Annotated in this window: 18 protein-coding genes; 7 read left to right on the plus strand and 11 right to left on the minus strand. The window is 71.5% G+C overall.

Translation table 11 applies throughout. From position 1 onward, the window contains the following. Nucleotides 1–132: 132 nt before the first annotated feature. The gene (locus AB0N27_RS22690; protein WP_364373140.1) at nucleotides 133–1,791 is read right to left on the minus strand and encodes a family 10 glycosylhydrolase; all 1,659 of its coding nucleotides are present in this window, start codon (nucleotides 1,789–1,791) and stop codon (nucleotides 133–135) included. Between the two features lie 202 nt (nucleotides 1,792–1,993). Here AB0N27_RS22690 and AB0N27_RS22695 point away from each other — a divergent pair, with 202 nt between their 5' ends. Continuing rightward, a complete protein-coding gene (locus tag AB0N27_RS22695) occupies nucleotides 1,994–3,490 on the plus strand; it encodes an amino acid permease (protein ID WP_364373143.1) in 1,497 nt (498 codons plus the stop codon). Nucleotides 3,491–3,532: 42 nt separating this feature from the next. Here the strand turns inward: AB0N27_RS22695 and AB0N27_RS22700 are convergent, their stop codons facing one another. From AB0N27_RS22700 to AB0N27_RS22720, 5 genes are read right to left on the minus strand one after another with little or no spacing between them, the layout of a single operon-like run. After that, nucleotides 3,533–4,561, minus strand: a complete 1,029-nt coding sequence (locus AB0N27_RS22700) for a glycoside hydrolase family 43 protein (RefSeq protein ID WP_364373146.1) — start codon at nucleotides 4,559–4,561, stop codon at nucleotides 3,533–3,535. Continuing rightward, complete coding sequence (locus AB0N27_RS22705; RefSeq protein WP_364373149.1) at nucleotides 4,558–5,415, minus strand: carbohydrate ABC transporter permease; 858 nt, start codon at nucleotides 5,413–5,415, stop codon at nucleotides 4,558–4,560. Before AB0N27_RS22705 ends, AB0N27_RS22700 begins: the two co-directional genes overlap by 4 nt. 10 nt (nucleotides 5,416–5,425) lie before the next feature. Next, complete coding sequence (locus tag AB0N27_RS22710) at nucleotides 5,426–6,388, minus strand: sugar ABC transporter permease (RefSeq protein ID WP_364373152.1); 963 nt, start codon at nucleotides 6,386–6,388, stop codon at nucleotides 5,426–5,428. A gap of 6 nt (nucleotides 6,389–6,394) precedes the next feature. Then, nucleotides 6,395–7,723: an ABC transporter substrate-binding protein gene (locus AB0N27_RS22715; RefSeq protein ID WP_364373155.1), complete on the minus strand. Its 1,329-nt coding sequence runs from the start codon at nucleotides 7,721–7,723 to the stop codon at nucleotides 6,395–6,397. Between the two features lie 60 nt (nucleotides 7,724–7,783). Beyond that, the gene (locus AB0N27_RS22720) at nucleotides 7,784–9,298 is read right to left on the minus strand and encodes an alpha-N-arabinofuranosidase (protein WP_364373158.1); all 1,515 of its coding nucleotides are present in this window, start codon (nucleotides 9,296–9,298) and stop codon (nucleotides 7,784–7,786) included. A 146-nt stretch (nucleotides 9,299–9,444) separates the two neighbouring features. On the opposite strand from AB0N27_RS22720, the gene AB0N27_RS22725 reads away from it, so the two are divergent. Continuing rightward, entirely contained in the window at nucleotides 9,445–10,452 is a 1,008-nt protein-coding gene (locus AB0N27_RS22725; protein WP_364373161.1) for a LacI family DNA-binding transcriptional regulator, read from the plus strand. Here AB0N27_RS22725 and AB0N27_RS22730 read toward each other — a convergent pair. From AB0N27_RS22730 to AB0N27_RS22740, 3 genes are all read right to left on the minus strand, one after another. Then, nucleotides 10,449–11,174, minus strand: coding sequence for a methyltransferase domain-containing protein (locus tag AB0N27_RS22730; protein ID WP_364373164.1), 726 nt, complete (start codon nucleotides 11,172–11,174; stop codon nucleotides 10,449–10,451). The two genes, AB0N27_RS22725 and AB0N27_RS22730, sit on opposite strands and share 4 nt — an antisense overlap. Nucleotides 11,175–11,303: 129 nt before the next feature. After that, nucleotides 11,304–11,612, minus strand: a complete 309-nt coding sequence (locus AB0N27_RS22735; RefSeq protein ID WP_364373167.1) for a hypothetical protein — start codon at nucleotides 11,610–11,612, stop codon at nucleotides 11,304–11,306. A gap of 38 nt (nucleotides 11,613–11,650) precedes the next feature. Continuing rightward, entirely contained in the window at nucleotides 11,651–13,288 is a 1,638-nt protein-coding gene (locus AB0N27_RS22740) for an ABC-F family ATP-binding cassette domain-containing protein (protein ID WP_364373170.1), read from the minus strand. Nucleotides 13,289–13,350: 62 nt separating this feature from the next. Here AB0N27_RS22740 and AB0N27_RS22745 point away from each other — a divergent pair, with 62 nt between their 5' ends. The 3 genes from AB0N27_RS22745 (at nucleotide 13,351) to AB0N27_RS22755 (ending at nucleotide 14,949) form a co-directional block, all read left to right on the plus strand. Next, the gene (locus AB0N27_RS22745; RefSeq protein ID WP_364373173.1) at nucleotides 13,351–14,121 is read left to right on the plus strand and encodes an ROK family protein; all 771 of its coding nucleotides are present in this window, start codon (nucleotides 13,351–13,353) and stop codon (nucleotides 14,119–14,121) included. 89 nt (nucleotides 14,122–14,210) lie between these two features. Further along, a complete protein-coding gene (locus tag AB0N27_RS22750) occupies nucleotides 14,211–14,579 on the plus strand; it encodes a tetratricopeptide repeat protein (protein ID WP_364373176.1) in 369 nt (122 codons plus the stop codon). A gap of 115 nt (nucleotides 14,580–14,694) precedes the next feature. Beyond that, a complete protein-coding gene (locus AB0N27_RS22755) occupies nucleotides 14,695–14,949 on the plus strand; it encodes a Smr/MutS family protein (RefSeq protein WP_088987488.1) in 255 nt (84 codons plus the stop codon). Between the two features lie 33 nt (nucleotides 14,950–14,982). Here AB0N27_RS22755 and AB0N27_RS22760 read toward each other — a convergent pair whose 3' ends face one another. After that, entirely contained in the window at nucleotides 14,983–15,342 is a 360-nt protein-coding gene (locus AB0N27_RS22760) for a hypothetical protein (RefSeq protein WP_364373180.1), read from the minus strand. 175 nt (nucleotides 15,343–15,517) lie between these two features. On the opposite strand from AB0N27_RS22760, the gene AB0N27_RS22765 reads away from it, so the two are divergent. Then, nucleotides 15,518–16,537 (plus strand): hypothetical protein, encoded by a 1,020-nt coding sequence (locus AB0N27_RS22765; RefSeq protein ID WP_364373397.1) that lies wholly within the window; start codon nucleotides 15,518–15,520, stop codon nucleotides 16,535–16,537. A gap of 41 nt (nucleotides 16,538–16,578) precedes the next feature. Further along, nucleotides 16,579–17,520: a threonine/serine dehydratase gene (locus AB0N27_RS22770; protein WP_364373183.1), complete on the plus strand. Its 942-nt coding sequence runs from the start codon at nucleotides 16,579–16,581 to the stop codon at nucleotides 17,518–17,520. 52 nt (nucleotides 17,521–17,572) lie between these two features. Here AB0N27_RS22770 and AB0N27_RS22775 read toward each other — a convergent pair whose 3' ends face one another. Beyond that, nucleotides 17,573–19,873, minus strand: a complete 2,301-nt coding sequence (locus tag AB0N27_RS22775) for a M28 family peptidase (RefSeq protein ID WP_364373400.1) — start codon at nucleotides 19,871–19,873, stop codon at nucleotides 17,573–17,575. Nucleotides 19,874–19,983 lie beyond the last annotated feature (110 nt).

Below are 19,983 nucleotides of genomic sequence, written 5' to 3' on the forward strand. Positions count from 1 at the left end.
GTCACCGGGATTCGACAAGTGTCGATCAATTGATCAACCGGGTGGTATGTGCCGTGCCAACTATTGGTGACATGGGTTCAAACAGACGAAATGCCCCGGGCGCGCGGGCGCCCGGGGCATTCGAGAGGGCGGTCAGCGCCTGCTGAACGCCGGCGGGCTGGGGAGGCTCTCGTTCGCCGACCGGTCCAGCGCGGTCAGCTGGTAGGTGTAGCGACGGCCGGGCTCGGCCGTGGTGTCCACCCACGACTGTGCCGCGCCCGGCACGGCCCGGACGGTGTCGACCAGGTGCGCGGCGTCGGCCGTGGCGCACCGACCGGGCAGCGTGGTGCCGTCGAACCGGTAGATGGCGTACGAGGTGGCGGTGCCCAGCGGGCCGACGCCGTCGGCGGGCTGACGCCAGCTGAGGCGTACCCCGTCGGCCTGCCGGGTGATCTTGGTGATCACCGGGAAGAGCAGGGGCTTGGCCGGCAGGTGCGGCATGGCCGGCACCAGCGCGGGGCGCGAGTAGTGCTCGGCGGCGTAGATGTCGGTGGCGCCCAGCCGGTTGGCCCGCACCTGTACGGCGGAGAAGTGCACGTTGCCCTGCACCTCCGGGTACGACCGGTTGAGCGTCAGGTGGTCGGACAGCTCACGGGGGTTCTGCCAGAACGGCCCGTACGCCGGGTCGCCGCTCTTGTAGTCGGCCTGGCCGATGTAGAGCTGCACGCGGGTGCCGCGTACCGTCTCGGCCCACCACGGCACCAGGCGCGCGTAGTCGGCGGCCGGGTACTGGCCGATGTACCAGTAGAGCTGCGGCACCACGTAGTCGATCCACTCCTGCTTGACCCACTTGCGGGTGTCGGCGGAGATGATGTCGTACGACTGGCTGCCCGTGGTGTCCGAGCCCAGTGGGTCGGCGGTCTTGTTGCGCCAGATGCCGAACGGGCTGACGCCGAACTTCACCCACGGCTTCGCCGCCTTGATCTTGCTGTTCATCTCCTGGATCAGCAGGTTGATGTTGTCCCGCCGCCAGTCCGCCCGGTCGGTGAAGCCCCTGTTGTACGCGGCGAAGGTGGCGTCGTCGGGCACCTGGTAGGTGCCGCTGGGGTACGGGTAGAAGTAGTCGTCGAAGTGCACGCCGTCGATGTCGTACCGCTTGACGGCGTCCATCATCGCGGTCTGCACGAACTCGCGTACCTCGGGGATGCCTGGGTTGTAGTAGAGCCGGCTGCCGGCGACGCCGGCCGGCGGGTAGGCGAAGGTCCAGTCCGGGTGCTGCCGGGCCGGGTGGTCGGGGGCGAGCAGGCTGAGGTCCGCGCCGGCGCCGCCGGGGGCCGGCATGGAGACGCGGTACGGGTTGAACCAGGCGTGGAACTCCAGGTTGCGCTTGTGCGACTCGGCGACCAGGAAGGCCAGCGGGTCCCAGCCGGGGTCCTGGCCCCGGACGCCTGTCAGGTATTCGGACCACGGCTCGTACGGTGACGGCCAGAGCGCGTCGGCGGTCGGCCGGACCTGGACCACCACCGCGTTGTGGTTCAGCCGTTCGGCGAGGTCGAGCAGTTCGCGGTACTCGGTCTGCTGGGCGGCGATCCGGTCCGGGCTGGTCTGGGACGCCTTGCTGGGCCAGTCGATGTTGACCACCGACGATATCCACATCGCCCGGAACTGCCGTTTCGGCGTGGCGGGGTCGGTGACGCAGGTGGTGGTGGAGGCGGAGGTGGAAGGTGCGGCGCTCGCGGGGGTGGAGGCCGCCGCGAGCGTGGCGAGCAGGGCTGTGGCCAGCCCGGCGGCCGCGAGGCGAGTTGCCTTCATGCGGTGTGTCCCTTCGTTGGGGCTCCCGTGTGATCAACGCGGCATGTCGGCAAGATTCGCCGATGACTATCTGCCGCTGGTAGGAAATTTTCACACTCGGCCGGTAACCGCAAGGGTTCGTGGTTGACCATTCCCGCCGCTGGGTAGCAACGCCGGTCACCGGCCGCCACGGTGGTGGTCGCACGGTGGGAGGGGTGAGCGCATGTCCGTGCTGCGCACAAAACCGATCAAGGACGTGATAGCTCAGGGCGAAGCGGACGGCACCGACGGCCAACTGGGGCTGAAGAGGCGGCTCGGTGCGATCGACCTCACCGGCTTCGGCATCGGCATCGTGATCGGCACCGGCATCTTCACTCTCACCGGGATCGAGGCCCGCGACAGCGCCGGCCCGGGTGTCGTGATCTCCTTCGCCATCGCCGGCGTCGTCGCCCTGCTCGCCGCCCTCTGCTACGCCGAGCTGGCGTCAAGCGTGCCGACCGCCGGCAGCGCCTACACCTACGCGTACGCGACGATGGGCGAGATCGTCGCCTGGATCATCGGCTGGGACCTGCTGCTGGAGTTCGCGCTCGGCGCCGCAGTGGTCGCCCGGGGCTGGTCCGGTTACCTCGCCGAGCTGCTCGACCTGCCGACCCGCTGGTTCGGCGAGGAGGGCAGCACCGTCAACATCGGCGCCATCGCCATCGTGCTGATCCTCGGCGTCGTCGCGATCATCGGCATCCGCGAGTCCGCCCGGATCACCAACCTGCTGGTGCTGGTCAAGGTGGCCATCTGCGTGTTCGTGGTGGTCGCCGGGCTGTTCTTCGTCAAGGCCGCCAACCTCACCCCGTTCATCCCGCCGGCCGAGCCCGCCGGCAGCGGCGACGACGGCATCAAGCAGCCCGTCACGCAGGCGCTGTTCGGGCTGGAGCCGTCGGTCTTCGGTTTCGTCGGGGTGCTCAGCGCCGCCGCCGTGGTCTTCTTCGCGTACACCGGCTTCGAGGCCGTGGCCAACCTGGGCGAGGAGACGCGCAAGCCCAAGCGGGACCTCACCCTGGGTCTGCTCGGCACGTTGCTGATCTCCACAGTGCTCTACATCGGCGTCTCGCTCGTGGTCGTCGGCATGGTGCCGTACACCGAGATCGACAGGGGTGCCCCGATCGCATCGGCCTTCGAGTCGGTGGGCGCCGGGTGGGCGGCCGTGCTGGTCTCCATCGCCGCGGTCGCCGGCCTGACCAGCGTCATCCTGGTCGACCTGGTGGCCATGGGCCGGATCGGCTTCGCCATCGCCCGGGACGGGCTGATCCCGCCGTCGATCGCGAAGGTGCACCCGCGCTGGGGTACGCCGTACCGGATCTCGGCGATCATGACGGTGGCTGTCGCCCTGCTCGCCGGCTTCCTGCCGCTCTCCGCACTGGCCGACCTGGTGAGCATCGGCGCGCTCTGCGCGTTCGTGCTGGTGTCGATCGCGGTGCCGATCCTGCGTCGCAAGCGCCCCGACCTGGAGCGGCCGTTCCGGGTGCCGTTCTCCCCGGTGCTGCCGATCGTCTCCGCGCTTGCCTGCTTCTACCTGATGCTGAACCTGTCGGTGGAGACCTGGCTGCGGTTCCTGGCCTGGATGCTGCTCGGCGCGATCATCTACTTCGGCTACGGATACCGCCGCAACCGGCTGGCCCGGCACGAACCGGCAGTCGCTCCGGCGCCGCGCGAACCGACCGCCTGACCGGGCGTGCGGAGGGGCCGAACGCCCCTCCGCACGATCAGGTCAGGGGCGGGACTGCGCGGTACCGGTCGGGCCCTTGACGACCGGTTTGCCGTCGACCCAGGTCACCTCGTCCAGCCACACCTGGCGGCCGGGGTCGGTGCTGCCCTCCTGGCCGGGCGGCCAGGCGTGGTAGAGCAGCCAGGTACGGCCGTCCTTGACCACCATCGACGCGTGGCCGGGGCCGGAGGCGACCTCGTTGCTCGTCAGGATCGGGTTCTCGGTGGCCTTCACGCACGGGCCGGTCGGGCTGTCGCAGACCGCGTAGCCCTCGGCGTACTCCGCCCTGTCGTACGCGTTCGCGGCGAAGAAGAGCAGCAGCCGGCCGTCCTGACGGTGGAAGAACGGCCCCTCGATCAGGGTGCCCTCCCACGGCTCGGTCTGCTTCAGCAGCTTCGTCGGCTCGCCCACCAGGGTCAGGCCGTCGTCGGCGAGACGCTGCGACCAGAGCCAGGTGTCCACCCCGATGGCGTTGCCGTCGTTCTTCCACAGCAGCCACAGACTGCCGTCGGTGTCCCGGAACGGGCTGGCGTCGATCGCTCCGCCCAGCTCGGCCTGGCAGATCAGCGGGCCGTCCGCGTCGTCGGAGTACGGCCCCTGCGGTGCACTGGCCACCGCCCGCCCGACACACTGCCGCCCGGACCCCCGGCCGGCGACCGTGTAGTAGAGGACGAACCGGTCCGGTGCCAGCTCGATTGCCTCGGGCGCCCACGTCTTTCCGGCGTCCGCCCACGCCGGCAGCGTCGGCAGGGCGTCCCCGGCCTCGGTCCAGTCGACCAGGTCGGTGGACGTGAGCACCGGGACGTTGCGGCCCTGCGAGTTGGTGTGGAACAGGTACCAGGTGTCGCCCACCCGGATCGCCTGCGGATCCGGGGCGTCGGTGCGGACGACCGGGTTGGTGAACATGCTGGATTCGCTCCCGCTGCTCGTGGTGGCTGTGGGTCGGGCGTCGTCGGCGCAGCCCGATGCGAGCAGCGCGGCGGCGATGATGATCGCCGCCGCGCCGCCACGCCAGGTCCTCGTGGCTGTCACCCCTTCAGACCGCTGCGGGAGACGCCCTGGATGATGTGCCGCTGCGCCAGGACGAAGAGGATCAGCACCGGCAGGCTGGCCAGCACCGCACCCGCCATGATCACCGGGTAGTCGGTGACGTACGAGCCCTGAAGCAGGCCCAGGCCCGGCGGCAGCGTCAACTTCTCCGGGCTGAACAGCACGAAGATCGGCCAGAGGAAGTCGTTCCAGTTGGTGAGGAACGACAGCACGGCCAGGGTGGCGAGCGCCGGCTTGGACAGCGGCAGCACCACCTTGTAGAAGATCTGCCACTGGTTGGCGCCGTCGAGGGTGGCGGCCTCCTCCAGCTCGTTCGGCAGGGACAGGAAGAACTGCCGCAGGAAGAACACCCCGAACGCGCTCGCCGCGCCGGGCACCACGACCACGGCGAGGGTGTCGATCCAGTTGAGCTGGTCGACGATCAGGAAGTTCGGGATGATCAGCGAGGTCGGCGGGATGAACAGCGTCCCGACGATCAACGCGAAGGTCACCCCGCGTCCGCGGAACCGCAGGCGGGCCAGGGAGTACGCGGCCATCGAGGCGGTCACCAGCACCAGCAGCGAGTGCAGCGTGGCCGCCACCATGCTGTTGAGGAACCAGCGCAGCACCGGGTTCGCCGAGTTGTTGAGGATCTGCTCGTAGCCGTACCCGGCGATCGGGTTCGGCAGCCAGCTCGGCGGGATCTCCTGGGCGGCCGTGTAGGTCTTCAGCGAGGTGATGACCATCCACACAAGCGGGGTCAGGAAGACCAGGGTCAGCGCGACCAGGATGGCGTAGAACACGACCCGGCGCGCTCCCCAGGCGGAACCGTCAGTGGTCGGCGTGGGCGTCGTCATGGCGGTCCCCTCAGTCTTCCCGGTAGCGGAAGAGGCGGAAGTTGGCGATGCTCACGACCGCCAGGAGCAGGGCGAACACGATGCTCATCGCGGCGGCGCGGCCCGCGTCGTTGTCCCGCAAACCCTCCTCGACGATGAACCACACCACCGTGCGGGTCTCCGTGCCGGGCGCACCCTGGGTGATCAGGAAGGATTGGCCGAACATGTTCGCCGAGGCGAGCACGGTCGTGGTGATCACGAAGAGCAGCACCGGACGCAGGCCTGGCAGTGTGACGTTGCGGAACCGCTGCCACGCGCTGGCCCCGTCCATCCGGGCCGCCTCGTACAACTCCGGGGAGATGTCCTGGAGGCCGGCCAGGTAGATCACCGCGTTGAACCCGGAGGTCCACCACACGGTCACCCCGACCAGGGAGATCCACGCCCACGGCATGTTCGTCACCCACGGGGTGTCCGACGGCAGCCCGACCACCCCGAGGAGCCTGTTGACCAGGCCCAGGTTGGCGTCGAGCAGGAACCGCCAGAGCAGGCCGATCACGGCCACACCCAGCACGTACGGCGCGAAGTAGATCGCCCGGAAGAACGTGCGGCCCGGGAACGAGCGGTTCAACAGCAACGCCAGCCCGAGCGGTACGACCACAAGCAGCGGCACCGACAGCACCGTGAAGATCGCGGTGGCCCGTACGCTCCGCCACCAGTCGCCGTAGACGGCGGAGTCGCTGGAGAACAGCTCCTTGTAGTTGTCCAGCCCGACGAACGGCCGGTTGGGTAGCTGGAAGTCCCACTGGTGCACGCTCAGCCAGAGGCCGAGGACGATCGGCAGCAGGCCGAAGACCCCGAACAGGACCAGGTACGGGGCGAGGAACAGGTATGGCGTCGCCCGTCCGGTCCGGCCCGCCGAGGCCCGGCGGGCTGCGTTGGCCGCCGGGGGCGGCGCGTCACCGCGCGCCGCCCCGACCTCGATCACGTCCGCCACGGGTTATCAGCTCCCGTACTTCTTGCGGTTGTCCTCGAGCTGCTTGTTGGCCTTGGCGACACCGTCGTCGAGGGCCTGCTTGGGCGACTTCTTGCCGAGCGCGGCCTCGTTGAACGAGTCGTAGAAGGTGGTGATGACCTCGCCCAGCCCGGGTGCCGCCGGCGGGAACGCCGCGTACTCCAGCTCGGGAGCGAGCGACGAGATCTCCGGCAGCGCCTTGAACTCGGCGCCCTCGCGGACGTCCTTGCGGGCCGGGATCTGGCCGCCCTTGGCCCAGTCCAGCGAGTGCTGGCTCAGCCAGTTGATGAAGACCTTCGCGCCGGAGACCTTGTTGGCGTTGTTGGCCCGCTGCTTCACGATCGTGAAGTTGTGCGAGTTGGCCCAGGCCGCCGGCTTGCTGCCGATCTGCGGCAGGGGAGCGACACCCCACTGCACCTCGGGGCTCTTCTTCAGGTCGTTGATCTGCCAGATGCCGTTCCAGGTGAAGGCGTTCTTGCCGCTCTTGAGCGCCAGGTACTCGGCGTCCTGGCCGACGTTGGCCGGCGAGTGCCCCTGCTTGATCATGTCGACGAGCCAGGTGCACGCCTCGACCGCCGGGTCGGAGTTGAACGTCGCCTTCGCCACCTCGGCGTCGAAGAGGGTGCCGCCCCACTGGTTGAGCACCGAGTAGAAGGTCATGCCGCCGGTGAACTGGAACGGGCTGATCCAGAAACCCTGTACGCCCGACTTCTTCAGCTCGACCAGGGCCGCCATGTAGTCGTCCCGGGTGGTCGGCGGCTTGTTCGGGTCGAGGCCGGCCTTCTGCATGACGGCCTTGTTGTAGTAGAAGCCCAGCGGGTGCATGTCCAGCGGGATGCCGTACCGCTTGTTGTTGTAGAGGCCGCCCTTCCACACGGTGGGGGCGAAGTCCGCCTCGGAGAGCTCCAGGTTCTTGGCCACGTCGTCCAGCTCGGTGATCACGCCACGCGCGGCGAAGGTCGCGAGCTGGTCCATGTGCATGACCGCGATGTCCGGACCGTTGCCGCTGGAGGCCGCGCCGGGGAGCTTGGCGTAGTAGTCCTCCCACTGGTACGTGGCCACCGACACGGCGATGTTCTGGTGCTCGGTGTTGAACTGGTTCACGAGCGCCTTGAAGATGTCGCCGTCGCCGCCGGTGAAGCCGTTCCACAGCTTCAGGTCGACCTTGGGGCCGGTGTACTCCTTGCCGCCGTTGCCGGCGGCCGGCCCGGAGGCGTCGTCGTCTCCGCCGCAGCCGGCGAGTGTCAGGGTGGCCGCGGCACCGAGTCCGAGACCGAGGCCGAGCAGGCGCCGCCGGCTCATGTCGTTCTGGATCATGCTGTATCTCTCCTTGCAGGGGGACGGGATGAATTGTGCCTGCTCAAGCCCGGTGCGACCTCAGGCGCGGGTCGGGCCGAACCGCAGCACGCTCCAGGACACGGCGGGCAGGCGCACGGTGCACCGACCGCCGTCGGGGGTGGGGGTGGGCAGGTCCCGGGGCGTCACCCGGTCGGGCTCGGCCTCGGTGTTTGTCGCCGACGGGTCGGACCCGGCGGCGATGCTCTGGAAGGACAGGCCAGCCATGCCCGGCAGCCCGCGCAGGTCGATCTCCAGCGGAAGGTCCGTCTGGTCCCGGTTGACCGCGAAGACGGTCAGCTCGCCGGTCTCCTCGTCGTGCACGGCGACGGTGTCGAGCACCGGCACGTCCCCGTACTTCTTCGTCTCGTAGCGCGGCGACACCGGCTCGGTACGCAGCACGGTGCCCCGGGCGTACCGTGCGGTAAGCGCGAACGGGTGGAAGATGCTCTGCCGCCAGGCCGGACCGCCGTTGCGGGTGCGGATGGGCGCGATCACGTTGGCCAGCTGGGCCTGGGCGGCCACCCCGACCCGGTCGGCGTGCCGGAGCAGGGTGATCAGCAGGTCACCGACGACCACGGCGTCGACAGCTGTGAAGTCGTCCTCGATGAGGGCGGGGGCCTCGACCCAGCCGCGCCGGTCCAGGTCGGCCTGGAGGCGGGACTCGTACCAGACGTTCCACTCGTCGAAGGAGATCTTCAGCTTGCGCCTGTGCCGCTGCCGGGCGGCCACGTGGTCGGCTGTGGCGACGACCTCGTTGATGAAGTTGCCCATGTCGACGGCCGAGGCCAGGATGCTGGCCTGGTCACCGTCGGACGGGTCGTAGTAGGTGTGCGCCGAGATGTAGTCGACGTGCTCGTAGGTGTGCTCCAGCACTGTCGACTCCCACGCGGCGAACGTGGGCATCCGCCGGTTGGAGCTGCCGCAGGCGACCAGGCTGATCGACGGGTCGATCATCTTCATCGCTCGGGCGGTCTCGGCGGCGAGCCTGCCGTACTCGTCGGCGGTCTTGTGGCCGACCTGCCACGGGCCGTCCATCTCGTTGCCCAGGCACCACAGCCGCACCCCGTACGGCTCTTCCGCGCCGTGTTTGCGCCGCCTGTCGGACAGCTCGGTGCCGCCCGGGTGGTTGGCGTACTCCAGCAGGTCCAGGGCCTCCTGCACGCCGCGGGTGCCGAGGTTGACAGCCATCATCGGCTCGACGCCGGCCTCGGCCGCCCAGGTCATGAACTCGTCCAGCCCGAACGCGTTGGTCTCGATCGTCTTCCAGGCCAGGTCGAGCCGGCGCGGCCGGTCGCCGGCCGGACCCACACCGTCCTCCCAGCGGTAGCCGGAGACGAAGTTGCCGCCCGGGTAGCGGACCACTGAGACGCCCAGCTCGCGGGTCAGCTCCAGCACGTCGCGACGCAGGCCGCGGGAGTCGGCGTCGGGGTGGCCGGGCTCGTAGATGCCGCCGTAGACGCACCGACCCATGTGCTCGACGAAGGAGCCGAAGAGACGTCGGTCGGCCGGCCCGATCGAGAAGGCCGGGTCGATCGTCAGTTGCGCGGTCCGCAAGGGGTGCCACCTTTCGTCAGTGCCGGCGCCGGGTGACCGCAGTCACCGCCCACCCGGTGTCCACCGTTTGTACAACGTTGTAGGCAACGTTGTAAAGGGCTGGTGAAGAGGTATGGTGCGCTGGGTTACATCGGGGAGGGTGCGAAGTGCGGCACAGGCTCAAGGACGTGGCCGAGCGGGCCGGCGTGTCGGTGAAGACCGTGTCGAACGTGGTGAACGGCTATGTCCACGTCCGGCCGGACACCCGCGCCCGGGTCGAGGAGGCCATCGCTGAACTCAACTACCGGCCCAACCTCTCCGCCCGGCACCTGCGCAAGGGCCGCACCGGCGTGATCGCCCTCGCCGTACCGGAACTGGACATCCCGTACTTCGCCGAGCTGGCCCGTCACGTCGTCACCGCCGCCGCCGACTTCGGCTGGACCGTGCTGATCGACCAGACCGGCGGCGGGCGGGAGCAGGAACGGGTGGTCGCGTCCGGCATCACCGACCACCTGATCGACGGTCTGATCTTCAGCCCGCTGGCCCTCACCGCGGAGGACCTGGCCAGCCTCGACGGCACGCCCATGGTGCTGCTCGGCGAGCGGATCGACCACGGCCCGGCCGACCGTGTCGTGATCGACAACGTGGGCGCGGCCCGGGAGATCACCAGCCATCTCATCGGCCTCGGCCGGCGCCGGATCGCGGCAGTCGGCTCGCAGCGCACCGACGAGGGCGCCAGCGCCCGACTGCGGCTGGCCGGCTACGCCGACGCGCTGCGCGCCGCCGGACTGGGCTACGACGAAACCCTCGTGGCGCCCGCGCCGGCCTGGCACCGCGCCGACGGCGCGGCCGCGATGCGCGGCCTGCTCACCTCCGGCGTACGCCCCGACGCGGTCTTCTGCTTCAACGACACGCTCGCCCTCGGTGCCCTGCGCGCGCTGCACGAGGCAGGTCTGCGGGTGCCCGAGGACGTGGCCGTGGTCGGCTTCGACGACATCGAGGACGGTCGCTTCTCGATCCCCACCCTGAGCACCGTCGCGCCGGACAAGGCGCAGATCGCCCGGCTGGCCGTCGAGTTGCTTGCCGACCGCCTGGACGGCGACCGCGCCGCCCCGGCGAGAGAGCTCTCCGCCAGCTACCGCCTGGAGTTCCGCGAATCCACCCAGACCCCCTAGTCGAAGAAGCGGGCCAGGTGCGAGTCCGATGCCGGGTCGGCGTCGGCGGGCAGCGGGGTCAGGTCGGCGAAGATCGAGGCACCGTCGCAGCCCGCGTGCAGCGGATACCAGCGCGGGGTGCCCGGCGGCCGAAGCTGACAGATCCCCTTGAACGTCTGCACGTCCATCAGCCGGACGTGGGTCGGGTCCGCTACCGCGTTCACATGCCCCCACCAGGGGCTCATCACGTGCAGCACGCCGCCCGGGCGGAGCACCCGGTGGCACTCGTCGACCAGCGGCAGAAAGTCGATCAGGTGCTCCAGGATGTGCACCGCGAACAGCACGTCCACCGAGTTGTCGGCCAGCGGCAGCGAGCCGGACAGGTCCGCCACGGCATCCACCCCCGGCGCCGGGTAGATGTCCAGCCCCAGGTTGCTCGACCACTGCTTGGTCGGGCCGCAACCGAGGTCCACCACCACCGGCTCCCGGCCACCGACGCCGACCCGGCACCAGACGCCGTACACCCCGGCCAGCCGCCCCACCAGGTCGCGGACCAGCCGCAGGTCGCCCTGCTCGGCCACCTCGCCGCTCAGATGGGCGACACCCCTGTCGAACCGGACGTCCACGGCCAGACCGCGCAGCCGGTCGTCGTGCCGGACCTGGTCCGCCCACGCCTGCGCGAGGAAGTCGTCGATCGCCCGCAGCCGGTCGGCCGAGGGCGGAGTCTGTGCCAAAGCGACCATTCGGGCCACCTCCCGCCGCGCGTTACCCGCATTCGCGCCCGGTATGCCCAGCTCGTCCCCCGCCAGGGATCGGCGCGTCGCTGGTGGGCGCACCCGAACCCCGCGACTGGCGGTTTCCTCGGCGCCGGCTCAGCCCGTGACGGTGCGACGGCTGCCGCGCATCCGCTGGCGCGGTTGCGGGGCTGCGGGCTTCGGCCGCTTCAGGTGGTAGCGGTGCAACTCGTTGTTGCCGGGCAGGGACGGATCCTCGCTCATCGCGACCAACTCCCAGCCCTGGTCACCGGCCCGGTTGAGGTGGGCCAGCGCGGTGTCGCCGTACGGCGTCACGTCGACCATCGAGCCGTCCGGGCCGTACCAGACGAAGACGACCTCCCAGCCCAGGTCGTTCGTCGCGGCCTGGCGGCGGCGGACCAGCAGGGCGTACTCCCACTTGAGCATGGCGTCATTCTCACCCCGCGACGGCCTGCCGGCACGGATCAATCCTCGGCGATCCGCCCGCCGTCGACACGCAGCCGCCGGTTCGTCTCGATCGCCGCAAGCATCCGCCGGTCGTGGGTGACCAGCAGCAGCGTGCCCGGGTAGCTGGCCAGCGCCGATTCGAGCTGTTCGATGGCCGGCAGGTCCAGGTGGTTGGTGGGCTCGTCGAGCACCAACAGGTTGACGCCGCGACCCTGGAGCAGCGCAAGCGCCGCCCTGGTCCGCTCACCTGGGGAGAGGGTCGCCGCCGGCCGCGGCACGTGCGCCGCCCGCAGCCCGAACTTGGCAAGCAGGGTCCGCGCGTCCGCCGGCGACAGGTGGGGTACGGCAGCCTGGAACGCGTCGATCAACGGCGCGTCGCCGAGGAACAACCCGCGCGCCTGGTCCACCTCACCCACCACCACGCCCGGCCCGAGTGCGGCGCTGCCCTCGTCCAGCGGCAGCCGCCCCAGCAGCGCCGCCAACAGGGTGGACTTGCCCGAGCCGTTCGCCCCGGTCACCGCCACCCGGTCCGCCCAGTCGATCTGGAGGTCGACCGGGCCGAGGGTGAACCCGCCTCGGCGTACCACCGCGCCGCGCAGCGTGGCCACGACGGCGCCCGCGCGGGGCGCGGCGGCGATCTCCATCCGCAGCTCCCACTCCTTGCGGGGCTCCTCCACCACGTCTAGCCGCTCGATGAGCCGTTCGGTCTGCTTGGCCTTGGCGGCCTGCTTCTCGCTCGCCTCGGCGCGGAACTTGCGGCCGATCTTGTCGTTGTCGGTGGCCTTGCGGCGGGCGTTCTTGACGCCCTTCTCCATCCAGCCCCGCTGGGTGCGCGCCCGCGCCTCCAGGCCGGCCTTCGTGTCCGCGTACTCCTCGAAGTCCGCGCGCGCGTGCCGCCGCGCGACCTCGCGCTCCTCCAGGTAGGCCGCGTAGCCGCCGCCGTAGTGGTTGATCTGCTGCTGCGGCAGGTCCAGCTCCAGCACCCGGGTCACCGTGCGGGTCAGGAACTCCCGGTCGTGACTGACAAGCACCGTGCCGGCCCGGAGCCCGGTCACGAACTCCTCCAGCCGCTCCAATCCGGCCAGGTCCAGGTCGTTCGTCGGCTCGTCGAGCAGGAACACGTCGTACCGGCTGAGCAGCAACGACGCCAACCCCGCCCGGGCGGCCTGACCGCCTGACAAGCCGGTCGTCGGGTGGTCCAGGTCGACCGCGAGCCCGAGGTCGGCGCTCACCTGCTCGGCGCGTTCGTCCAGGTCCGCGCCGCCGAGGGCGAGCCAGCGCTCCAGCGCGTCGGCGTACGCGTCGTCCGCTCCTGCCGCCCCGGCGGTCAGCGCCTCGGTCGCCACGTCCAGGGCCGCCTGCGCGGCGGTCACCCCGGTCCGGCGGGCCAGGAAGTCGCGTACCGTCTCGCCCGGTCGCCGCTCCGGCTCCTGCGGCAGGTGCCCGACGGTCGCGGTGGGCGGGCTGAGTCGGACGCTGCCGGCCTCGACCGGCAGCAACCCGGCGAGGGTACGCAGCAGCGTCGACTTGCCGGCCCCGTTCGGCCCGACCAGGCCGACCACGTCGCCGGGGGCGACCACCAGGTCCAGCCCGGCGAAGAGTGAACGGTCGCCGTGCCCGGCGGCCAGGTCCTTGACGATCATCGTGGCGCTCATCAGGACGGCAGCCTATCCGGCTGCCCGCATACGAACCGACCGCAGCGGGCAGACTCAACGGCGTGGTGACCACACTGGCGATCGACTGCGGCGGCGGGGGCATCAAGGCGTCCGTGCTCGACGAGGCGGGCACGATGCGCGCCCGGCCGCTGCGGGTGCCGACGCCGTACCCGCTGCCGCCCGCCCTGTTCGTCCGGACCCTGCTGGAATTGGGCGCACGGCTGCCGACCGCGGACCGGCTGACGGTAGGCGTACCCGGGATGATCAGGCACGGCGTGGTGGTCGCCACGCCGCACTACGTGACACGCAGCGGCCCGCGCAGCCGGGTCGACCCGGACCTGCTGGCCGAATGGTCCGGCTGGGACGCGCGTGGTGCGCTCGCCGACGCGTTCGGGGTGCCGGCGCTCGTGCTCAACGACGCCGAGGTGCACGGGGCGGGCGTGGTCGCCGGGACGGGCTGCGAGCTGGTGCTGACCCTGGGCACCGGGCTCGGCAGCGCCCTCTTCGACGGCGGGATCCTCGCGCCGCACCTGGAGCTGTCGCACGCGCCGGTGCGCTGGGGCACCACCTACGACACGTACGTCGGGGAGCCCGAGCGCCGCCGGCTCGGCGACGCCTTCTGGTCGCGCCGCATCCGACAGGTGGTGGACGGGCTCCGCCCGGTGTTCCGCTGGGACCGGCTCTACCTGGGCGGGGGCAACTCGCGGCTGATCCGGCCGGAGCAGCTCGCCCGGATGGGCGACGACGTGGTGGTGGTGCCCAACACGGCGGGGATCGTCGGCGGCGTCCGCGCCTGGGAGCTGGCCGCCGGCCGCCGGGACGCCCGAACCTGACGCGATCTCGACTCCGGGAACAGTCGCCAAACGCCGGACGTTGTGCCAGCGTCGGAACAGGTGACGGTGCGACCCGAGGAGGTGGGCAGATGGATCTTCTGGCGGACTACCGGCGGGCGACCATGTTCTTCGAGACCGGTGACCCGAGCGGGGCGGCCCGACTGCTGGAGCCGATCGTCGACGCCGAACCCGGCAACGCGGCGGTCCGGCAGCTGCTGGCCCGGGCGTACTTCCAGTCGGCCCAGCTCAACCGGGCCGAGGAGCACCTGCGGGAGCTGGTCGACCGGGACCCGAGCGACCACTACGCGCACCACGTGCTCGGTCGGACGCTGGAGCGGCTGAACCGGCCCACCGACGCGCTGCGGCACCTGCGGATCGCCGCCGCCATGTACGCGGCGAACGACGACTACCGGGTGGCGCTGGCGCGGGTCGAGGCCCGCGTGGGCGGCACCCGCTGAACGCGAAACGGACAAGGGGCGGTCCTGCGGGACCGCCCCTTCGTCGTCCGGCGGGCGGCCCGACGGGGGTGCCTAGGATGGCGGACATGGGACCTGACCGGCCGGGGGCTGCGGCATGAAGCTCAAGCTGGACCTGCACGACATCTTCAACAAGGGCCAGGACATCGACCGCGCACTGCGCGGGATCATGGACGAGGCGGTGGCGAAGAAGGCCACCCTCGTGGAGATCATCCCCGGCAAGGGGTCGGGCCAGCTTAAGAAGCGGGTGCTGCGGTTCCTCGACCAGAAGGACGTCAAGCAGCTCTACCACCGGGTGGAGAAGGACTCGAAGAACTTCGGCCGCCTCTTCGTCCACTTCCGCTGGAAGTAGCGGTCGCATGCCCCGGCCTGAACCACGGGCGGGTCAGAGGCTCGCGGTGACGACGGCGCAGACGGCCAGCGGCACCACCGCGGACAGCGTCCCCACGAGGGCCGCCGAACGGATCCGGGTGCGGGAGACGAGGGCCGCGAGCGTCGCCAGGCTGACCAGCAGCGCGAGGAACATCGCTGGCAGGGCCACGTAGAGCCCGAAGAGCAGCATCCGGGACCGTTCCGAGTCGCACCCCTCGTCGCAGCCCGCCGGGACCGACCCGGAGAGCGTGCCGAGAAACAGGCCGAACGCCACCACGACTGCCGCGTACCAGCCGATCAGCACCAGCAACGAGGCGCGCGGGTCGGCCCTGCCCGTTCCGACGAGGGCAGGGCGTGTCGCCGACAGCGTCATGGACGAAGTATCCGGCATCGCGCGAGCGGCGTCAGCCCGTGGCGTACCACTGGACGGGCCGGCGTCGCCGGGTCGACCGGACCACGTCCGCGAGGAGTGGGTGGCTACTAGGTTTCGAAACATGCCACCTGGACCTCCGCGCCACCGCCCCGGGATCGGCTGGTTGGTCCGCCTGCTGCCGACCCGGGCGGTCGGGGCGGCGTCCCACCTCCAGGCGTTCGTGCTCTCCGGTGTGGTCACCGTGCTGGCCCTGCGGGCGTACCTGGAGGCCACCGACTATCCGCAGCTCGGCGGCGGCGGGCTGCACATCGCACATGTGCTCTGGGGCGGTCTGCTGCTCGCGGTCGGCCTGGGGATCCCGCTGATCTTCCTGGGCGAAGGGCCACGCACCGCCGGGGCGATCGTCGGCGGCGTCGGGTTCGGCCTGTTCATCGACGAGGTGGGCAAGTTCGTCACCGCCGGCACCGACTACTTCTACGCCCCGGCTGCCGCCATCATCTACGTCGCGTTCGCCCTGCTCGTCCTGCTCACCCAGGCGGTACGCGGGCGTACCGGCCGATCCCAGTTGACCCCGGCCGAGCGTACGGCCAACGCGCTGGACGTGGTGCTCAGCGCTCTGCCCGCCGGGCTGACGGACCGGCGCCGGGCGGACGTGCGGCGTCTCGTGCGGGGCGCCGGGCCTGCCACCGCGGCTGCCATGCAGCAGTTGCTGGACACGATGCCCCGACGTGAGCCGCCGTCGGTCCGGTTCTGGCAGCGGGCGGCCGACCGGGCCCGGCGTCTCGCCGGCTGGGCGACGCGGCAGCGCTGGCTGGTCTGGCTGGTGGTGGTCTACCTGGTGGTGGAGCCGGTGCTTGTCGTGGTGGCGGTGCTGCTGGACGGTGTGACCGGAGAACTGGACCAGGAGCGCGAGTGGGGCGCGGTGCTCGGTGTCACCGCTACCGCGCTGGTCACGGCGGCGCTCAGTCTGCGGGCGGCGTGGCTGCTGCGCTCGAACCGGCTCGAGGCGTTCCGGTTCTTCAAGCTCGCGCTGCTGGTCAGCCTGCTGTTCGGGCAGGTCTTCAACTTCACTGTCAACCAGTTCAACGCGGTAGCCGTGGTCGCGATTGACCTGGCCCTGCTGGGGGTGGTGACCGCCGAGCACCGCCGGTTGCGGCGCGCAGCCGATCGGGGTGACCCCGTCGACGCTCCATAGGATGGCTCACCGACCACGGTCCCGGTGAGAGGGCGTTTCCCATGGTGAACAGAAGCGACGTCGAGGCCGCTGCCGCGCTGGTCTCCGGGCGGGTCCGGGAAACTCCGGTCATCGCTGTCGACGGCGCTGACCTGGGCGTGCCCGGCCAGCTCAGTCTCAAGCTGGAGCTGCACCAGCACACCGGCTCGTTCAAGCCGCGCGGCGCGTTCAACCGGATGCTCCAGGGGCCGCTGCCGCCGGCGGGAGTGATCGCCGCCTCCGGTGGCAACCACGGTCTGGCGGTGGCGTACGCGGCCCGGTCGCTGGGAGTGACGGCGGAGGTGTTCGTGCCGGTGACCTCCTCACCGGTGAAGGTGCAGCGGCTGGCCGGGCTGGGTGCCCAGGTGCGGCAGGTGGGTCAGCACTACGCCGAGGCCCTGGCGGCGAGCACCGAGCGGGCGCAGGAGACCGGCGCCCTGGTCGTGCACGCGTACGACCAGCCGGAGGTGGTGGCCGGTCAGGGCACCGTGGGCCGGGAGTTGGAGGCGCAGCTCGACGGGATCGACACGGTGCTGGTGGCGGTCGGCGGTGGTGGTCTGGTGTCCGGCGTCGCGAGTTGGTTCGACGGGTCGGTACGGGTCGTGGCCGTCGAGCCCGAGCAGATCCCGACCCTGCACTCCGCGCTCAAGGCGGGCGGGCCTGTCGACATCGAGGTGGGCGGCATCGCCACGGACTCGCTTGGCGCCCGCCGGATCGGCGAGATCGCCTACGACACCGCCCGCCGGACGGGTGTGGTCTCCGTGCTGGTCAGCGACGACGATCTGATGCGGGCGCGTCGGCTGCTCTGGTCGGAGCTGCGGGTGGCCGCCGAGTTCGGCGGTGCCACCGCGCTCGCCGCGCTGGTCGGCGGGGCGTACGTGCCGCAGGCGGGGGAGCGGGTGGCGGTGATCGTGTGCGGCGGCAACACCGACCCGAGCGACCTCGGCCCGGCCGCACCGCACTGACGCCGAAGGGCGGCGGCCCGGCGGAGGAGGGACTCCGCCGGGCCGCTTCGGGTCAGATTGGATAGGTGCGCGCGACCGCCAGCATCTCGGAGCTGTGCGATCCGACGACGCCGACGGCCGGCGGCCGGGGCCGGAAGCCGGGTAGCGCGTCCAACCCGTCACTGGCGTCCATCGCCCGCAGCGCCACCTGCGCGGCGATCGGCCGCAGCGTCAACGTGACCTCGACGCCCTCCGACGGCGGGGCGTGGAAGACCAGCCCGAAGCCCCACCGGCCGTCGCGGGCCTCGACCGGCACCGACCGTCCGGCCACCTCGGCGCGCAACACGGTGGCGGTCGCCGTGTCGACGTGCAGGGTGGCGAGCCGTACCGTCCGCTGCGGGGTGAGCCGCAGCCGCAGCGTGCGTTCGTCGCCGGAGGTGCTGTCGGCCACCACGTCGAGCTTCGGCGCCGGCAGGTTCGCCGCCTGCGCCGGGCCGGCGCGCAGCTCAGCGTCGCCGAGCCCGGGGAAGTCGTCGCCGACGTCGGTCACCCCGTCCACGTAGCCGTCCGTCCACGGCTGGGGGTCGGTTTCGCGGCTCAGCCAGCGGGCCTGGCCGGTGCCGGCGTCCAGGGCGTACATCAGGTGGGTGGGCGCGGGATGGTCGGCGTCGAAGCGGTCGACGGCCAGCCCGACCCCGGCGAGCATCACCGCCGCGACGGCGGCGGCCCCGGCCGGCAGCATCGCGAGCCGCCGGGCCCGCAGTGCGGCCAGCCCGCGCTGCCCGCCGGCCTGCGGATGCAGCAGGTCGACGACCGGGAGGGCGGTCAGACCGAGCAGTACCGCGACAAGCGCGACCACCCCACCCATCGCCATCCCCAGCGCGGGGAAGAGCAGCACCACCGTCGGCAGCAGGATGGCCACCCCGACCGCGGCGGCGGCGGTCACCGCCACCACCGGCCACGGCCCGGTCTGCCGGGTCCGCAGCGCGACCAGCCCGCCGAGGGCACCGGCCAGGGCCGGCAGGGTCGTGAGGTACGCCCCGCCGGGAACCGCCACGGCGAGCAGCACGCCGAGCAGCGCCAGCCAGGCCAGCCCGCCCACGGCCAGCGCGGCCGGGCCGATCCGGCGGCGCAGCAGCGCGTACCAGGTGAACACCATCGCGGCGGCGAGCGCCACCACGGCCAGCCGGTACCAGATCGGGCGGTACGGGTCGAGCAGCTCCGCGTACCCCGGGCGGATAGTGGTGATCGCCAGCCAGAGCAGCTGGGCGGCGGCCGGCGCGACCACGATCGGCACCAGGGCCAGCCCGAAGCCGGCGGCCAGCCGGCCGGCGCTGGCCCGCCCGCTGCGGCGGGTCAGCCAGCCCAGCGCGGCCACCGCTGCCACGGCGAGCAGGGCCAGCGGCAGGGTGAGCCAGCCGGGGTAGCGGACCAGCCCGCCGGGGACCGGGAAGTAGGTGGCGTCGTGCCCGGAACGCAGGTCGGTCAGGTCGGTGCGGCCGAACTCCCGGGCCAGGCCCAGCGCGTTGTCCCCGTGCTGCTGGAGACTGCCCCGGTCCATCGCCGCCGGGGTGTCCAGCGGGGTGTGGTAGATGGCGCCGCCGTCGATGTACGCCGAGTTCAGCCCGACGAACTTCTGGTCCAGGAACGCGGTGAAGTCGGTGTCGTTGGGCAGTGCCCGGTAGATCTCCACCGCGAACGAGGTGCCGACCGGGTGCGGGGCGGCCCGGCCGAAGACGTCCACCAGCCGGGAGTTGTTCTTCGACGTCTCGAACATGATCACCGGACCGGTGGAGCCGCGCGCCTCCAGGTTGAGCACCACCCCGCCGTCGGCGGCCAGCGGGTGGCTGGCGGCGAACGCGGCCGCGCCGCACAGGCACGCCTCCTCCGCGTCGGTAAGCACGAAGACGATGTCGTTGCGGGGCTTCGGACCTGCCGCCAGCGCCCGCGCCACCTCCAGGATCGCCGAGGTGCCCGCCGCGTCGTCGTTGCCGCCCGGCCCGGTCTGCACCGAGTCGTAGTGGGCGACGAGGAACACCCGGCCGGTCGGATCGGTGCCGGGAACCCGGGCCACCACGTTGCGGACCCGGGCCACAGTCGCCCCACCCGCCGCGCCGCTGAGCTGGCCGGCCTCCGGGGCCACCGTGTCCTGCACCTCGGTCTCCAGGCCCAGCCCGCGCAACCGCTGCTCGATGTGCGCGCGTACCTGATCGTTTGCCGCGCTGCCGGCGGCGTGCGGCCGGGCCGCGATGACCTGGACGTCCTCGTACGCCCGGCCGGCGCTGAACTCGTCGGCCGGCGCGCTCGCCGGCGACGGCGCAGGCGTGCGCAGGTCGAGCAGGCTGCCGGCGCCCACGGCGGCCAGCGCCGCCATCGCAGCCGCGACGGCCAGGAGCCGGCGGCGCGGTCGGGCCAACGCGCGGTCGGCGGGAGGTACGCCCGGACCGGGGCGGGCCGGACGGCCCGTCGCAGCCTGGGTGGGGG

Source organism: Micromonospora sp. NPDC093244, from assembly GCF_040683695.1.
Taxonomy (GTDB): domain Bacteria; phylum Actinomycetota; class Actinomycetes; order Mycobacteriales; family Micromonosporaceae; genus Micromonospora.

Coding starts and splice junctions, on each gene's coding strand:
- AB0N27_RS22695 (WP_364373143.1), top strand. CDS start 1,994: ATGTCCGTGCTGCGCACAAAACCGATCAAGGACGTGATAGCTCAGGGC.
- AB0N27_RS22750 (WP_364373176.1), top strand. CDS start 14,211: ATGGATCTTCTGGCGGACTACCGGCGGGCGACCATGTTCTTCGAGACC.
- AB0N27_RS22770 (WP_364373183.1), top strand. CDS start 16,579: ATGGTGAACAGAAGCGACGTCGAGGCCGCTGCCGCGCTGGTCTCCGGG.
- AB0N27_RS22690 (WP_364373140.1), bottom strand. CDS start 1,791: ATGAAGGCAACTCGCCTCGCGGCCGCCGGGCTGGCCACAGCCCTGCTC.
- AB0N27_RS22755 (WP_088987488.1), top strand. CDS start 14,695: ATGAAGCTCAAGCTGGACCTGCACGACATCTTCAACAAGGGCCAGGAC.
- AB0N27_RS22705 (WP_364373149.1), bottom strand. CDS start 5,415: ATGACGACGCCCACGCCGACCACTGACGGTTCCGCCTGGGGAGCGCGC.
- AB0N27_RS22735 (WP_364373167.1), bottom strand. CDS start 11,612: ATGCTCAAGTGGGAGTACGCCCTGCTGGTCCGCCGCCGCCAGGCCGCG.
- AB0N27_RS22730 (WP_364373164.1), bottom strand. CDS start 11,174: ATGGTCGCTTTGGCACAGACTCCGCCCTCGGCCGACCGGCTGCGGGCG.
- AB0N27_RS22775 (WP_364373400.1), bottom strand. CDS start 19,873: ATGGCGGCGCTGGCCGCCGTGGGCGCCGGCAGCCTGCTCGACCTGCGC.
- AB0N27_RS22760 (WP_364373180.1), bottom strand. CDS start 15,342: ATGACGCTGTCGGCGACACGCCCTGCCCTCGTCGGAACGGGCAGGGCC.
- AB0N27_RS22740 (WP_364373170.1), bottom strand. CDS start 13,288: ATGAGCGCCACGATGATCGTCAAGGACCTGGCCGCCGGGCACGGCGAC.
- AB0N27_RS22715 (WP_364373155.1), bottom strand. CDS start 7,723: ATGATCCAGAACGACATGAGCCGGCGGCGCCTGCTCGGCCTCGGTCTC.